At 38.8% G+C, this 16,034-nt stretch carries 16 protein-coding genes and 2 tRNA genes; 13 read left to right on the top strand and 5 right to left on the bottom strand.

What is annotated here, in order from left to right; all coding sequences use genetic code 11:
* Positions 1–5: 5 nt before the first annotated feature.
* Positions 6–851, top strand: a complete 846-nt coding sequence (locus tag V757_RS19730) for a polysaccharide deacetylase family protein (RefSeq protein ID WP_023950307.1) — start codon at positions 6–8, stop codon at positions 849–851.
* A gap of 122 nt (positions 852–973) precedes the next feature.
* Here V757_RS19730 and V757_RS19725 read toward each other — a convergent pair.
* Both V757_RS19725 and V757_RS19720 read right to left on the bottom strand, forming a co-directional pair.
* Positions 974–1,049: transfer RNA gene (locus V757_RS19725), tRNA-Lys, on the bottom strand.
* Positions 1,050–1,127: 78 nt separating this feature from the next.
* A tRNA-Lys gene (locus tag V757_RS19720) sits at positions 1,128–1,203 on the bottom strand.
* Positions 1,204–1,449: 246 nt separating this feature from the next.
* Between V757_RS19720 and V757_RS19715 the strand changes: the two genes are divergently transcribed.
* From V757_RS19715 to V757_RS19675, 10 genes are all read left to right on the top strand, one after another.
* Positions 1,450–1,653: a hypothetical protein gene (locus tag V757_RS19715; RefSeq protein ID WP_023950303.1), complete on the top strand. Its 204-nt coding sequence runs from the start codon at positions 1,450–1,452 to the stop codon at positions 1,651–1,653.
* Positions 1,654–1,980: 327 nt separating this feature from the next.
* Positions 1,981–3,423 (top strand): circularly permuted type 2 ATP-grasp protein, encoded by a 1,443-nt coding sequence (locus V757_RS19710; RefSeq protein WP_023950301.1) that lies wholly within the window; start codon positions 1,981–1,983, stop codon positions 3,421–3,423.
* On the top strand, positions 3,423–4,025 hold the full coding sequence (locus V757_RS19705) for a hypothetical protein (protein WP_023950299.1): 603 nt from the start codon (positions 3,423–3,425) through the stop codon (positions 4,023–4,025). Before V757_RS19710 ends, V757_RS19705 begins: the two co-directional genes overlap by 1 nt.
* 11 nt (positions 4,026–4,036) lie before the next feature.
* Positions 4,037–4,651 (top strand): transglutaminase family protein, encoded by a 615-nt coding sequence (locus V757_RS19700; RefSeq protein ID WP_218184488.1) that lies wholly within the window; start codon positions 4,037–4,039, stop codon positions 4,649–4,651.
* Positions 4,633–4,827, top strand: a complete 195-nt coding sequence (locus tag V757_RS28895; RefSeq protein ID WP_218184487.1) for a hypothetical protein — start codon at positions 4,633–4,635, stop codon at positions 4,825–4,827. The genes V757_RS19700 and V757_RS28895 overlap by 19 nt, the downstream gene beginning before the upstream one ends.
* Positions 4,828–4,936: 109 nt before the next feature.
* The gene (locus V757_RS19695) at positions 4,937–5,671 is read left to right on the top strand and encodes a proteasome-type protease (RefSeq protein WP_023950297.1); all 735 of its coding nucleotides are present in this window, start codon (positions 4,937–4,939) and stop codon (positions 5,669–5,671) included.
* A 276-nt stretch (positions 5,672–5,947) separates the two neighbouring features.
* On the top strand, positions 5,948–8,548 hold the full coding sequence (gene acnD / locus V757_RS19690) for a Fe/S-dependent 2-methylisocitrate dehydratase AcnD (RefSeq protein ID WP_023950295.1): 2,601 nt from the start codon (positions 5,948–5,950) through the stop codon (positions 8,546–8,548).
* A 43-nt stretch (positions 8,549–8,591) separates the two neighbouring features.
* Positions 8,592–9,785 (top strand): 2-methylaconitate cis-trans isomerase PrpF, encoded by a 1,194-nt coding sequence (gene prpF, locus V757_RS19685; protein ID WP_023950293.1) that lies wholly within the window; start codon positions 8,592–8,594, stop codon positions 9,783–9,785.
* A gap of 138 nt (positions 9,786–9,923) precedes the next feature.
* A complete protein-coding gene (locus V757_RS19680) occupies positions 9,924–10,637 on the top strand; it encodes an AzlC family ABC transporter permease (RefSeq protein ID WP_023950292.1) in 714 nt (237 codons plus the stop codon).
* On the top strand, positions 10,630–10,968 hold the full coding sequence (locus V757_RS19675) for an AzlD domain-containing protein (RefSeq protein WP_023950290.1): 339 nt from the start codon (positions 10,630–10,632) through the stop codon (positions 10,966–10,968). The genes V757_RS19680 and V757_RS19675 overlap by 8 nt, the downstream gene beginning before the upstream one ends.
* On the opposite strand, the gene V757_RS19670 is transcribed toward V757_RS19675, so the two are convergent.
* The 3 genes from V757_RS19670 to V757_RS19660 form a co-directional block, all read right to left on the bottom strand.
* Positions 10,963–11,769, bottom strand: coding sequence for a thiazole synthase (locus V757_RS19670; RefSeq protein ID WP_023950288.1), 807 nt, complete (start codon positions 11,767–11,769; stop codon positions 10,963–10,965). The two genes, V757_RS19675 and V757_RS19670, sit on opposite strands and share 6 nt — an antisense overlap.
* Positions 11,770–11,830: 61 nt before the next feature.
* Positions 11,831–12,019, bottom strand: a complete 189-nt coding sequence (thiS, locus tag V757_RS19665; RefSeq protein ID WP_023950286.1) for a sulfur carrier protein ThiS — start codon at positions 12,017–12,019, stop codon at positions 11,831–11,833.
* 20 nt (positions 12,020–12,039) lie between these two features.
* A complete protein-coding gene (locus tag V757_RS19660) occupies positions 12,040–13,104 on the bottom strand; it encodes an FAD-dependent oxidoreductase (RefSeq protein ID WP_023950284.1) in 1,065 nt (354 codons plus the stop codon).
* A 165-nt stretch (positions 13,105–13,269) separates the two neighbouring features.
* Here V757_RS19660 and recQ point away from each other — a divergent pair, with 165 nt between their 5' ends.
* Together recQ and tnpB are read left to right on the top strand one after the other, a co-directional pair.
* Positions 13,270–15,165 (top strand): DNA helicase RecQ, encoded by a 1,896-nt coding sequence (gene recQ / locus V757_RS19655; RefSeq protein WP_023950282.1) that lies wholly within the window; start codon positions 13,270–13,272, stop codon positions 15,163–15,165.
* A gap of 337 nt (positions 15,166–15,502) precedes the next feature.
* Positions 15,503–15,895 carry an IS66 family insertion sequence element accessory protein TnpB gene (gene tnpB / locus V757_RS19650; RefSeq protein ID WP_023950278.1) on the top strand — a complete coding sequence of 131 codons (393 nt, stop codon included), beginning with the start codon at positions 15,503–15,505 and terminating at the stop codon, positions 15,893–15,895.
* Positions 15,896–16,034 lie beyond the last annotated feature (139 nt).

Raw genomic sequence — 16,034 nt, 5'->3', positions numbered from 1 at the left:
TTAATATGAGCACTCCCATAAAAAATCCTGCCAAAATAGTGCCTATCCTACGCTATCGTCATGTCACCCCAAATGGTGGTATGTTTAATTGTGCGCCTGAAATGTTTACAGCACATATGGCACATTTAGCCAACTATGGTTATACAGCACTTAGTGCTACAGAGTTTGAAAAATTTCTAAATGGTGAGCCTGTACCGAATCGCTCAGTAGTCATTACCTTTGATGGTGGATATTTAGATAACTATGTTTTTGCGTTTCCAGTATTAAAAAAGTTTGAACTTAAGGCAAATATTTTCCTGAGTACTAGCGTTATTAAACAAGGTGAGATAAGAGCTAGTTTTGATAGTAATGAAATTATCCCTTTTTGTCCTTCGCATGTAGAATGTAAACAGAGAATTAATAGTGGACACCCTGAAAGTGTTATGATGAACTGGGATGAGATTCGTTTAATGCTACAAAGTGGTTTAATTGATGTCCATAGTTTTGCACATACGCAGACTCGTTGGGATCAGCAATTAAATGAAGAAGGCAAAAATGCCGCTATCCAAAAAGAATTTGAGCAAAGTAAATCGGTATTAATAAGTGAAATTGGTTCGGTTAGTCAGCATTTTTGCTGGCCTAATGGCTACTTTGATGATGATTATCTCGCACTAGCAAAAGAAGCAGGGTTTAAATATTTTTATACCAATGATCCAAGGGGATTTAATACACCAACCACATCTCCTGATTACTTGTATCGTTATATTCCTTCAGAAAAAGGTGAGACTGCTTTTGGTTTGCAATTGTACGGCGCAAGACATCCCAATAAATTAGTTAGATTGTTTAGGCACTATAAGTCAGTTGAAGCCTAAGTTTTAAATAGGACTAAATTTCTAAATAGGAACTAAAAACGACTAGGCAGGATAATATAGTTTTCCTATCAAGGAATAGGATAAAAATAAATATAGGGGAATGTTTAGAATATCACTATAGGTGGTGGGCTGGGCGAGATTCGAACTCGCGACCAACGGATTAAAAGTCCGCTGCTCTACCGACTGAGCTACCAGCCCTGACATATAACGTTAACAATATTAAGTTATAATGCGTGAATAAAAAAACCACTTATCAAAGTGGCTATTTTATTTCACTGGTGGGCTGGGCGAGATTCGAACTCGCGACCAACGGATTAAAAGTCCGCTGCTCTACCGACTGAGCTACCAGCCCGTGAAAGAAATATAATTATGTACGATAAATAATGTCTTGTCAATATTTATCTAGGGGTTAATCAGTAGCTCAGCGTAGTTTTGGGAATTAAAAGCGGCTTTTATACAACATGCCTAGGATAGGCAAGGATGCTTTTTAATTTATTTAACAAAATTAACAGTTTGGGTTATTTGCAAGTGAGTGGTTTCGCGAGTATGCTTATACTCAATAGATTTTTATCTATGTTTGTATGTAAAGGAGATCAAAATGGCTATTAAAGATTCTGAATATGTTAATCAAAGCCAAGAAACTGAATTAAATTATTGTTTAAGAAAACATGGTTTAGCTCAAAGTGCAGATAATCGTAAAGCATTAAAAGATTTATTGCCTCCAAGAACACGTACAGAAGAAGCTGATCGCTTAATTCTTGCAAATCTTGATAAGTTTGCAAAGAGTGCTAGCCAGTCTTAATACGCACAAACAATATATATAAATCCTTTAATTGCTACCGTGGTGATTAAAGGATTTTTTATCAATAGTATGTTTTTCTTTTTTTTTAGTATTATAGATAATAGTACTTCATTATTTTTATACTGGTACTATCTAATAGCAATATTACTTACGGCTGTATAGCAGTCTTTCAATCTACATAATCCTCTCGTTAAAATTCCTATCACTATCTATGCAATATTGATTAAATAGTGGGTACTGAATTTTTATCTTTGACTATACAAAATTTTAAAAATAAACTATTCTTATCGATAAATCTTCTATATTGTGAGAAGAAAAGGATAAATTATGTCAATATTGCCATCTAATTTTTATGATGAACTTTTACAATCGGATGGCACACCTCGTTTGGGGTGTGAACATGTCGCACAATGGTTAAAAGAAAATGAAGCCGCTGATATTGCTACATTAAATCAGCAGGCATTGTCCATGTTTTATCGTAAAGGAGTAACGTTTACTGTTTATAGTGAGGCAAGCAATATTGAGCGGGTGATTCCTTTCGATATTATTCCTAGAATTATCCCTCTAGAAGAGTGGCGAATGTTAGAGCAAGGTTGTACTCAAAGAATACAAGTCTTAAATATGTTTTTACATGACATTTATCACGAACGTAAGATTATCAAAGAAGGGCTTGTTCCTGCTAAACAGATTATGGTTAATGAGTGCTATCAACCATGGATGTATGATATTAAATTGCCATTTCCAATTTATGCGCATATTAGTGGTATTGATCTGGTTCGGCATGGAGACGGTAAGTATTATGTATTAGAGGATAATTTACGTACACCCTCAGGTGTGTCCTATATGCTGGAAGGACGAAAAATTACAGAGAGCTTATTACTTGATTTGTTTAATAAGCAAAAAGTTTTACCCGTAGATAATTATCCTCAATTATTAAAAGAGAATTTGATTGCGTGTAGTGGTAAAGATAATCCTCATATTGTAGTTTTAACACCAGGTAGATTTAATAGTGCCTATTATGAACATGCTTTTTTGGCTCGTGAAATGGGCGCAACATTAGTTCATGGTTATGACTTATTTGTTGAAGATAACTTTGTGTATATCAAAACAGTAAGTGGGCGACAAAAAGTTGATGTAATTTATCGTCGTTTAGATGATGCATTTTTAGATCCTTTGGCGTTTAGACCAGATTCTATTTTAGGTGTACCTGCTCTAATGGCGGCGTATCGGTCGGGTAATGTATTGATTTGTAACGCTCCAGGGACAGGTGTAGCAGATGATAAATCTATTTATCCTTATGTTGATGATATGATTCGATTCTATCTAAGTGAAGAGCCTATTCTATTAAATGTACCTACGTACCAGTGTCGTAAACCAGATGATTTGAAGTATGTATTAGCAAACCTTGATAAGTTGGTGGTTAAAGAAACTCAAGGCAGTGGTGGGTATGGAATGTTAGTGGGACCTAAGGCGAGTAAAAAAGAAATAGAAGAATACCGTTTACGCTTGGAAGCAGATCCAGAAGGGTTTATTGCTCAACCAACATTAGCACTATCCACTTGTCAAACCTGTGTGGATGAGGGTATTGCTCCACGTCATATTGATTTAAGACCCTTTGTATTGACGGGACCTGATAAAGTTCGCATTGTCCCTGGTGGATTAACTCGAGTAGCCTTACGGGAAGGTTCACTTGTGGTGAATTCATCACAAGGTGGTGGTGTGAAAGATACATGGGTTGTTGATACTCAAACTGTACAAGGAGGTCAATAATGAATTTATTATTATCCACCGCCTATAATTTATACTGGCTTGGACGGTATATGCGGCGTACACAAGAGTTACTGCAAACTGCCCTTAAAACTAAACCACAAAAAAGGGCTGAAATGTTGGCTGTTATCGGTTATTCATTAGAGAATTTAGATGATAAATCGGTGTTTAACTTTTTGGTAGAAGAGGCGTTTCCTGAGCATTTTGAGCGGATCCATGCAAATGTTCAAGCCGTCCGTGCTGTCATAGATGCTGATGCTTCTGATTTATTTAACCATGTTCGTCGTCTGTATCAATCAGGCAGTCCAAGGGCAGCTGTTTTTCAACTGGCAGCATGTGATGCTGTGATGCTAGAGCAGCACATATTAGTTACCCAGTTTTGGCAGTTAGGTGACTATGTGGAGATGCTTGATCAACGTATTCGCCAGAATAAGGTAGAGAGTCGTGATTATCGTTATCTTGCTCAAGTGGTCACTAATTTACCAGATGGTACGGGTTGGGACAAAATTAAGCAACAAATTCAGGCCTTAGTTTTTACTACAAAAGATAGTGAGTTTTATGAATGGTTAAAACGACTAGATCAACTCTTTGAAGATGGTGTTTAAAGGAAGAAAAAATGAAGTTGCAAATAGATCATAGCACTCAATATTTTTACGCTAATTCAGCAAAGAGAAGTATCCAAATTTTACGTGTTACGCCACAGACATTGGCGCATCAGCGAGTATTATCGTGGCAATTAACCTTACCTCGTATTTCTGAAGAGTTTTTTGATGGTTTCGGTAATTTTTGTACGGTGTTAAATGTGACCGAACCTCACAATGTATTAAATATTCATGCACAAGGCATTGTGGAGATTGATAATAAGAGTGAATATAGCAATGATGATAGAGTGCCTGCAGATATTTTTCTTAATACGACAGGGTTAACTCATTGCTCGGCTGATATGTATGAGTTTACACAGAAATATACGGGGGGTGTAGGAAATCGTTCTAGCTTAAGTCGCTTAAGTCAGGCTATTTTGGAGTATATTCCTTATACGCCTGGAGCTACGAATGTGGCTACGACAGCGGTGCAATCCTTTGAGGCTAAACAGGGTGTTTGTCAAGATCATACCCATGTATTTTTAGCTTGTGCACGCAGTATTGGGGTGCCTACACGTTATGTATCTGGTTACTTATATGTAGAAGAGGAAAATCATTTGGCTAGCCATTCATGGGCAGAAGCTACTTAAATAATCATTGGTTTGTTTTTGATGTGAGTAATCAACTATTCCAACCTCGCCAACACGTGCAATTAGCCGTTGGTCTGGATTATAACGATGCGGCACCATTGCGTGGTATGCGTCAAGGAGGAGGACAAGAGCAAATGGAGTTCTTAGTACGTGTATCGCCAGTTAAAGAGCAGTAAAATCGGCTATGGATTTTACTGCAATCTCTTTCTCATCGTAGATAGTTGCTTATGATTCCAGTTAAAATAATGTTTGTATAGTTAGAAAATTAGATAGAGATTGAGTACTATGACATATTGTGTCGCTATTCGTTTGCAGGATGGGATTGTTTTTGCTTCTGATACTCGTACAAATGCGGGGGTAGATCACATTTCTGTGTTTAAAAAGTTGTATACCTTTGGTATTGACGGAGAGAGAAGTATTGTACTCTTAACCTCAGGTAATTTGGCAACATCCCAAGCCGTTGTTAAGATGCTAGAAAATGGGGTAAAATTAGGTGCTGATGAGCATATTTTAAATGCGCCAACTTTATTTGATGCCGCACGAATGGTAGGCTCACTCGTTAGTCAAGTGGCAAGGGAGTCGCAGGCAAGAGCTTTTTCTCAAGAAAGCTTTGGGAGTAATTTCTTATTAGGTGGTCAGATCAAAGGTCAACTGCCTGAACTCTATCATATCTATCAAGAAGGTAATTTTATTAATGCCACAGAAGATACGCCATTTTTACAAATTGGTGAAGCAAAATACGGTAAACCCATCTTAGATCGTTCGCTAAATTACCGGAGCAGTTTAGAAGATGCTGTGAGAGCAGTTCTGGTCTCTTTTGATTCTACTATTCGCTCTAACCTTTCTGTAGGTTTCCCTATGGATTTATTGGTATATCGAAACGGGACTTATCATTTACCTAAAGGCATTAGAATTGATGCGAATGACCCTTATTTACATAATGTCAGAACGCAATGGTCTGATGGATTAAAAGCGATCTTACATAGTTTCTCTGTTCCGCCAGATTACTATTTCGAGTAGCAAAAATAAATCTCTAATCGTTAGATTGTCGATAACCTTTTTGTTCATTTTGAGATGAAGGTTTTCGATATCAATTATAAAAAAATTAATAGCGCCTAACACATGGGGAAACCTATACGCCAAAGTACTACTGCATTCATGGTTACACATATCGTTATTATTAGTGTGATTGAGGAATAGCTTAGGTAATTTATATTAGTAAAACTGCTGATTGCTCTAAGTCTTATATAAGACTAAAATGACACAATGCCTTCATTTTATTTTCAGGTGTCAATCATGAGTAATGCACAATTTCGTAAACCTTTACCAGGGACTAATTTAGAATTTTTTGACGCAGCGGCTGCCGTCAATGCTTTGCAGGCGGGTGCTTGGGAAAAATTACCTTATACAGCCAAAATTCACGCTGAAAATTTAGTTAATCGAGCAACCAATGTTGATGATGAAACATTGAATAGTTGGCTATTACAACTTATTGAACGTAAGCAAGAAATAGATTTTCCGTGGTTTCCTGCACGTGTCGTGTGCCATGATATTTTGGGTCAAACCGCATTAGTGGATTTGGCGGGATTGCGAGATGCCATTGCCGATAAAGGTGGTGATCCTTCCAAAGTAAATCCAGTGGTGCAAACGCAATTAATTGTAGATCACTCGTTAGCGGTTGAGTGTGGTGGCTTTGATCCGGATGCTTTCCAAAAAAACCGAGATATCGAAGATCGTCGTAATGAGGATCGCTTCCACTTTATTAATTGGACCAAGACTGCATTTGAAAATGTGGATGTAATCCCTGCTGGTAATGGCATTATGCACCAAATCAATCTTGAAAAAATGTCACCTGTCATTCAGGTACGTAATGGTGTAGCGTTTCCGGATACATGCGTTGGTACAGATAGTCATACTCCTCATGTGGATGCTCTAGGTGTTATTTCAGTTGGTGTAGGTGGCTTAGAGGCGGAAACAGTAATGCTAGGTAGAGCATCAATGATGCGTTTGCCCGATATTGTAGGTGTTGAGTTGGTAGGTAAACGTCAGCCAGGTATTACCGCAACAGATATTGTATTAGCGTTGACTGAGTTCTTACGTAAAGAGAGAGTCGTCGGAGCATATGTTGAATTCTTTGGTGAGGGAGCTTCTAGCTTAAGTATTGGTGATAGAGCAACTATTTCTAATATGACACCTGAATATGGTGCTACTGCTGCTTTATTCTATATTGATCAACAAACGATTGATTATTTAAAAATTACTGGTCGTGATCCTGAGCAAGTAGAGTTGGTAGAAAAATATGCCAAACAAACTGGCTTATGGGCAGATGGCATGAAAAAGGCGGTTTACCCTCGTGTATTACGTTTTGATTTATCCACTGTTGGGCGTAATATGGCGGGACCATCTAATCCACATGCACGCTTTTCAACAACAGATTTAGCCCAAAAAGGTTTAGCAAAACCATACGAAGTACCATCTAATGGTGAAATGCCTGACGGTGCCGTTATTATTGCGGCTATTACTAGCTGTACAAATACATCTAATCCACGTAATGTGGTGGCAGCCGCATTATTAGCACGCAATGCTAATAAATATGGTTTAGTTCGTCAGCCATGGGTCAAAACATCTTTTGCCCCAGGTTCGAAAGTGGCTGAGCTTTACTTAAAAGAGGCTGGTTTATTAGGTGAATTAGAGAAATTGGGATTTGGTATTGTTGGCTTTGCATGTACAACCTGTAATGGCATGAGTGGTGCTTTAGATCCTGTGATTCAAAAAGAAATCATTGATCGTGATTTATATACAACGGCTGTATTATCTGGTAATCGTAATTTTGATGGTCGCATCCATCCCTATGCTAAGCAAGCCTTTTTAGCATCGCCTCCATTAGTAGTGGCTTATGCCATTGCAGGGTCTATTCGATTTGATATTGAGAATGATGTATTAGGCATTTTTGACGGTAAAGAAATTCGTCTAAAAGATATTTGGCCAACAGATGAAGAAATAGATAGCATCGTTGCTAAATTTGTAAAACCAGAACAATTCCGTCAGATTTATATTCCAATGTTTGATACAGGTAAAGCAGAAAAAGCAGCAAGCCCACTCTATGATTGGAGACCGCAATCAACCTATATTCGTCGTCCACCTTATTGGGAAGGTGCATTAGCAGGCGAAAGAACACTTAAAGGGATGCGTCCTTTGGCTATTCTTCCTGATAATATTACGACAGACCATTTATCACCCTCAAATGCTATTTTGCCAAATAGTGCGGCGGGTGAATACTTGGCTAAGATGGGGTTACCAGAAGAGGACTTCAACTCTTATGCGACTCATCGAGGTGATCATTTAACAGCACAACGAGCCACATTTGCCAATCCAAAATTATTTAATGAGATGGTATTAAATGAGGATGGAACGGTCAAACAAGGTTCTTTAGCACGTATTGAGCCAGACGGTAAAGTCACTCGTATGTGGGAAGCTATTGAAACCTATATGGAGCGTAAACAACCATTGATTATCATTGCAGGTGCTGATTATGGGCAAGGTTCAAGCCGAGATTGGGCAGCTAAAGGTGTTCGTCTAGCAGGTGTAGAAGCTATTGTTGCCGAAGGTTTTGAGCGTATTCACCGAACTAATTTAATTGGTATGGGTGTATTACCACTACAGTTCAAGTCAGGCACTAATCGAAAAACATTGGCATTAGACGGAACCGAAACTTATGACGTTATAGGTGAAAGACATCCTCGCACAGATTTAACATTGGTGATTCACCGTAAATCAGGCGAGACCGTTGAGGTACCTGTGACATGTCGTTTAGACACGGCAGAAGAGGTTAGTATTTATGAGGCTGGTGGTGTATTACAACGCTTTGCTCAAGACTTCTTAGAAGGTAATGCTTAGTTTTAACATTATAGTTAATATTTAAAATATATAAGGTTCAGTTATGAGTACTGTTTTTCCTGGTCAAATAAAAATCCCTGCTACGTATTATCGAGGAGGGACATCAAAAGGGGTGTTTTTTAAACTTACTGATTTACCTGAGGTTGCACAGAAGCCCGGTGAGGCAAGGGATAAAATTTTACTACGAGTATTAGGTAGCCCTGACCCTTATGGTAAGCAAATTGATGGTATGGGTAATGCCTCTTCTTCTACAAGTAAGGCTGTTATTATCAGTAAGCCATCTGTTCCAGATCATGATGTGGATTATTTATTTGGACAAGTGTCTATTGATAAACCTTTTGTTGATTGGAGTGGTAATTGTGGTAATTTGACTTCTGCAGTTGGTGCATTTGCCATTAATAATGGTTTAATTGATAAGGCTAAAATTCCTGATAATGGTTTTTGTACGATTAGAATTTGGCAAGCTAATATTCAAAAAACGATTGTGGCTCATATTCCTATTACCAATGGTGAGGTACAAGAAACAGGTGACTTTGAGTTAGATGGTGTTACGTTTCCTGCAGCAGAAATTCAATTAGAATTTTTAGATCCAGCTGATGATGGCGAAGAAGGGGGAGCAATGTTCCCTACTGGCAATGTCGTTGATGATTTAGAGGTGCCTGGTATTGGTATTTTAAAATCAACGATGATTAATGCAGGTATTCCCACTATTTTTGTGAATGCCGCTGATATTGGCTATGTAGGTACAGAACTACAAGATGATATTAATAGCGATCCCAAAGCCTTAGAAAAGTTTGAGACGATTCGTGCTTATGGTGCTGTGAAAATGGGGTTGATTGCAGATATTTCAGAAGCGGCTACACGCCAGCATACGCCCAAAGTGGCATTTGTAGCACCACCACAATCTTATCAAGCATCCAGTGGTAAGCAAGTGGAAAAAGAGAGCATTGACCTATTAGTGCGTGCATTGTCTATGGGTAAACTACATCATGCAATGATGGGAACGGCAGCAGTAGCGATTGGTACAGCTGCAGCTATTCCAGGAACATTGGTTAATCTTGCTGCAGGTGGGGATGAACGAGAAGCGGTGCGCTTTGGACATCCTTCAGGAACACTACGTGTGGGTGCACAAGCAGTGTTGGAAAATAATCAATGGGTAGTTAAAAAAGCGATGATGAGTCGCAGTGCTCGTATTTTGATGGAAGGATGGGTTAGAGTACCAGCCGATACTTTTTAGTTAATACTACGGGAACTGGTGCTAAAGGCTTATAACATTATAGTAAATAATTATTTTTCAACACAAAATAAAAACATTACAATCGGAAGCTAAATAGTTTTAAACTGTAAATCCTTTAATGTTGAATAATAATATTTCATGAGCACCACAAGCTATTTCTTGCAAGGTATTAAGGCAGCTATTCCGACGATGCTGGGTTATATCCCGGCATCGTTGGCTTTTGGGCTAACAGGCGCCAGTATTGGTCTCAGTCCTTTGGAGCTATTTAGTATTTCCTTTTTTGTTTATGCGGGAAGTGCACAGTTTTTTATTTTAGCCTCTTTGCAATTAGGCATGCCTATTTTAAGTATAGTGTTGTTGGTGTTTTTGCTTAATCTTCGCCATGCACTTTATGGTCCTATTATCGCTAAATACCTTCCTGAGTCTTTGAAATTACGCTTAGCTAAAGCTTTTTATTTGACCGATGAGGTATTTGCTGTTTGTTATTTGAAGCTAAAAGATATTCCTGAACAAGGTAAATCAGCATGGTATTTTGGATTGGGTCTCTTCGCTTGGTTCTCATGGCTATTAGGCACAATAATAGGCGTTTTTGCTGGTGCGAGCATTATGCAATCTTTCCCATTATTAGCAAAAACAATGGGTTTTTCATTAACGGCACTATTTATTAGTGTGACTTTATTGACCATGCATGCCACTATGCTACTTCCAATTGCTTGTGGATGTTTAGTTAGCGTGGTAGTGACGTACTTTGGCTATCCTAGTTTAGCAATGATTATTGGTGCTGTGGTTGCTTGTTTCTTGTACCATCCTCATGCTAATTTGCCAGCGACAGAGGAGCATAATCATGGCTGATTTTCAAACATGGCATTTAGTTGTTGGCATCGCTCTGATGGCTATTTTGACTTATTTAACGCGTTCTTTACCTTTTGTATTAATGAAGAAAAGTAAGGCATTTAATCGTCTAGGTTCAGGTAGATTTGCCATCTTAGGGCCTGCGTTACTGGCGAGTACGACGAGTATTATTTTATTTTCTGAAGTGAATAAGGCTATTGATGGTCATGAAATATTGCCGTATGGATTAGCAGTCGTTGGTGTTGTCGTAACGCTGAAATTAAGCAAAAATATAGGCCTAGCAATGTTGATAGGCCTATGTGTCTATGGTTTAGGTTTAAACTATTTATAATAAAAACGGTCTTCCAGTTACTTGGGTGCTAGGTACTGCCATATCTTGTGCTTCCATAATGCCTGCTTCATAGGCAAGGCGACCTGCTTGGATCGCTAGTTTAAAAGCTTCAGCCATACGCACAGGGTCATGAGCTTGGGCGACAGCAGAGTTTAGTAAAACGGCATCAAACCCTAACTGCATAGCTGTGACGGCATCTTTAGGAGATCCAATGCCTGCATCAACCACTAGAAAGGCTTCTGGTAAACGAGAACGTAAAATTCGTAAAGCATAAGGGTTAACCAATCCTTGCCCTGAACCAATGGGTGCTCCCCAAGGCATCAAAATACGACATCCTGCATCCAGTAGACGATTACACGTCACAAGGTCATCCGTACAATAGGGGAAGACTTCAAAGCCATCTTTGATTAGTTCTTTAGTCGCTGTAATAAGCTCTATAGGGTCTGGTTGTAGCGTGTAATCATCACCAACGACTTCTAATTTGATCCAGTGAGTGTCAAAAATCTCACGTGCCATATGTGCTAGGGTAATGGCTTCTCTGGCTGTTTTACAACCTGCCGTGTTTGGTAATAAATGGGCACCACTTTCTTTTAATAATTGAAAAAACGTATTTTCTACACCATCTGTAGTGCTTTGGCTTAATGTTGTCTGGCCAGGGGCTAATTGTCTTTTTAAGCCAACAGTCACTACTTGAGCCTCTGAAATTTTAATAGCATCACTTAATACTTTGGGAGATGGGTAAGTAGCTGTGCCAAGGAAAAAACGACTATTTAAATCAATACCTGCTAGCGAATAACTCATAAAAACTCTTTTAAGGTTGAACTATCCTCCAGTAATTGGAGAAAAGGTCATAATCTGATCATTATTTTTTAGGTATATAACTTGATCGCTGAGTACGTGGAATAAATACCTCATTAACAGCGGTAGCAATAGCTTTGGGATTATTTTCTTGTTGTAATTCTGTTTGAATTAACACGACAAACTCTTCCAAAGAAATTGGCCTTAGTAGGTCTTTAGGTTGTCCATTTATAAATACAGTGATTGCACTCATACTATCCTCATCTATTATACTTAAATCACAGTATATTCTGCGCCTAAAACTTCTTTTAATGCTTGTTCAACAGTAGCTGGTGCAATTAACCAACCATGTCTAAATAGACCATTAATTCTGCTAATACCGGGAGCAGTTTCTATTCGTGGGAAATTATCAATTAAGGCAGGTCGTAAATTAGTTTCTGTATGAATAATACGTGCCTCGGCAAGTTCTGGCAGAACGCTATGGGCTGCAGTCAGTAATTCTACAGTAGTCCTAACAGAAATGGGTGATCTATCTTCGCTTTCTATTTCACTGGCGCCGACAAAGAGGATATCTGGCTGACGAGGTACCAAGTAGACACGATAACGTGGATGTAAAAGCCTAATAGGTCGTTGCAAGGCGAGAGCAGGTGCTTGTAGCCATAGGATTTCCCCCCGAACTCCTCGTACATTTTGGCAAGAGAGGGTATGAGTATTAGCAAATTTAAGCTCTCTAGCTCCGACGCCTCTGGTATCAAATACCCAATCAAATGTAAACGTTTCTCTATCAGTAATGATTTTGTTGGCTTTTAGTTTTTGTACAGGCGTTTGCCAATGCCAGAGTGTGTTTTTGCAAGAAGCATATAGTGCATACATAGCTTCTCGAGTATGAATATGGCCTTCATTTTGTAGTGCCCACGCATGAGCTGGGCCTGAGATAGAGGGTTCTTCGGCTTTTAGTTGTTCAGTAGTTAATTTAATAGGTTTTTGGTCTACAGGTGCTTTTCTTTCTAATAAACTGATAAGACGTTGCGCTGCCCCCTCATCACCTCTGTGAGCAACCATGAGACTACCTTTATAGTGTAATGAAACAGGGGCATCTAGTTGAGGGACAATATGTTTCCAGAGTTCAAGAGAACGAACGCCAAGATTATAAATATGTTCATCTCCACTTTCTAATTCAGCGACATGACTTAGCATGCCTGCAGCAGTGAAACCTGCTGCTACGGGATCAGTGGGATGTGACGCTTTGTCAAAAACCTGTACTTGATGACCTTGCTGTGATAGTAAGAGAGCACATAAACGTCCGGCTAATCCAGCACCAGCAATACCAATATTCATAAAATTCCCTACCTGTTAATGGTTAAATGCTAGCATGACCTTTTAGTAAAGTGCAAATAAGCCCCCAAAAGAAATATATATTTTTTTTATAATATAGGATACATATTTACTAAACATATAAAGCATTGTCTTTTTGGTATTGAGACTATCAAGACATCATCTCTTATGACTGATTTTACTTCCTCTGATTATCAACAAACTATCCCTGACAATAGTGAGGAAGCTCCTACACAAGTGAGTCATGCAGTTAGAATTCTACAAGAAAAATTCGGCTATCGGGGGTTTAGGGGAAATCAGCAAGATATCATTAATCACTTAATTGATGGGAAAGATGCTGTGGTTCTAATGCCCACTGGGGCAGGTAAATCACTTTGTTATCAAATCCCAGCCTTAGTACGCCCTGGGTCAGGTGTGGTGATTTCACCATTGATTGCATTGATGCAAGATCAGGTACAAGCGTTACAAGGATTAGGCATACGAGCAGCTTGCTTAAATTCAAGCATGACATGGGAGCAGATACAGGATACGGAAAACGCATGGTCAAGAGGATATATTGATTTATTGTATATTGCTCCCGAAAGACTATTAACGACACGTGCATTGAATTTATTGAAAAAAGTTCCCATTTCTTTATTTGCTATTGATGAAGCACATTGTGTATCTCAATGGGGGCATGATTTTCGTCCAGAATATTTAGGGTTAAATGAATTAGCTCGTTTATGGCCAACAGTGCCTCGTGTTGCGCTAACAGCGACAGCAACACTAGAAACTCGACAAGATATTGCTGACCGTTTAGCTTTTAATCAGGCAAAGTATTTTGTTTCTAGTTTTGATCGACCTAATATTCGTTATGAAGTGGTAGAAAAAGATAATGTACGAACACAGTTGATGCATTTTATTAGTGAGAACCACCATGGTGAATCAGGCATTGTGTATTGTTTAACACGTAAAAAGTGTGAAGTGATAGCAGAATTTCTAAATAAACAAGGTATTAAAGCATTGGCATATCATGCTGGATTAGATGCTCAAACTAGAGCAAAGCATCAGCAACAATTTTTATATGAAGATGATTTGGTGATGGTAGCTACTATTGCTTTTGGGATGGGGATAAATAAACCTGATGTGCGTTTTGTTGCGCATGTAGATATGCCTAAGTCGATTGAGGGGTATTATCAAGAAACTGGGCGTGCTGGTCGTGATGGCTTACCGGCAACAGCATGGATGGCATTTGGTTTACAGGATGTATTACAACATAGAAAAATGATTGAATCTTCTAATGCTGAAGAGGTTTTTAAGCAACGAGCACGAGAGCAATTACAAGCTATGTTGTCTTACTGTGAGTCATCCTTATGCAGAAGGGTGGCGTTATTAGCGTATTTTGGGCAATCCAGTCATGCCTGTGGTAATTGTGATAGTTGTGATAGACCTATGTCTACTTGGAATGCAACAATTGCAGCACAAAAAATATTATCTACCATTTATTGGTTATATAGACGTTATGAACAACGTTTTGGGGCCAAATATATTATTGATATTTTGTTAGGTAAGCATACGGATAGAATTGATGAGTTTGCGCACTATAAGTTAAGTACATTTGGAATAGGCAAAGAGTATGATGAAGCAACATGGCAAAGTATTATGTTGCAATTAATGGCACAAGGTTATTTGAATGTTGATATAGAAGGTTACTCAACGTTGACATTAACGCCTAAAAGCGTGCCAGTATTAAAGGGACAAGAGTCAGTATTCATGATACAGGCTCCCTCAAATACATCACAAAAATCACGTAATATTATGCCAGTACGTAAAAAGACGTTTGAGGAGCAATTTCCACAAGCGAGTGTACGTTATCATCAGCTTAAACAATGGCGAGAACAGGAAAGTCAAAAAGAGGGCGTAGAGCCACAATTTATTTTCACGGATACTACTCTGAAATATATTGCGTTAGAAAATCCTCAGACGTTAAAAGCATTGGCTAATATAGATGGTATTAATGCTTATAAACTAAATCGCTTTGGATTGTTAGTATTGCACGAATTAAATAGTTTACAAGTAAACTAATGGAGTATTGACAATCTCTTTTATAGTTTACTTTTAAACTAACAGTGTGTTGGCAATCTGTTATGGTATTTTGACGTGCAGGTTTTTTTATCTTAAGTCCAATGAGGAAACTATCAACTACAAAACCTGCACGCCGAAAGTATCTACTTTAGTAATAGACTGATAGTTTACTCGTAAACTAACGGTGTGTTGGCAATCTGTTATGGGATTTTGACGTGCAGGTTTTTTTATCTTAAGTCCAATGAGGAAACTATCAACGTAAGCGTCCGGTGAATACATGTATTCATTCCTGCTAAATTGCGCGACACTATGGTTTTGTGTATGTTAGGAGAAATCAATGCCGTCTTTAATGCGTATCGAGACCGCCCAACGAGTGGGAATTCAAGAGCAAGCGTCTAGCCTACTGGCACTAGATAGAATCATCCTGGTGAGTGAGGCGACAGATTTACGAGCAGGGATGGATACCTTGCGCACTAAGGCAATTCAGCGCTTTGGTCAGGTGGCACCTCACGAAGCCTATGTGTTTATGAATCGCACGCACACGCTTCTTAAATTACTCATGCACGATGCGATGGGGTCGTGGCTATGTGTTCGTCGACTACATGAAGGACGCTTTCACGGTGCAGGCTCACGGATGAATCCGGCACTGTCAGCAGAACAACTGCAGGCCTTAGCCTTGGGGCTGCCTTGGCATCGTTTAGGTGAAGCCGGTATCTATCGTTATTGTTAGTTTGATCGTGAGCTAAGTGGGGCGATCTTGTCAATTAGGTATTCTCGGTATCGCTTATTTTATCGGCATAAGGCATACTACGTCTTATGCCGAATTCTTTTGCTGACTTTCCTCTGATTTATTCCAGTTAACTGTCTGA

The sequence above is a fragment of the Pelistega indica genome (assembly GCF_000506865.1).
In the GTDB taxonomy this organism is placed as follows: Bacteria; Pseudomonadota; Gammaproteobacteria; order Burkholderiales; family Burkholderiaceae_B; genus Taylorella; species Taylorella indica.
This window is presented reverse-complemented; position numbering and strand designations above follow the sequence as displayed.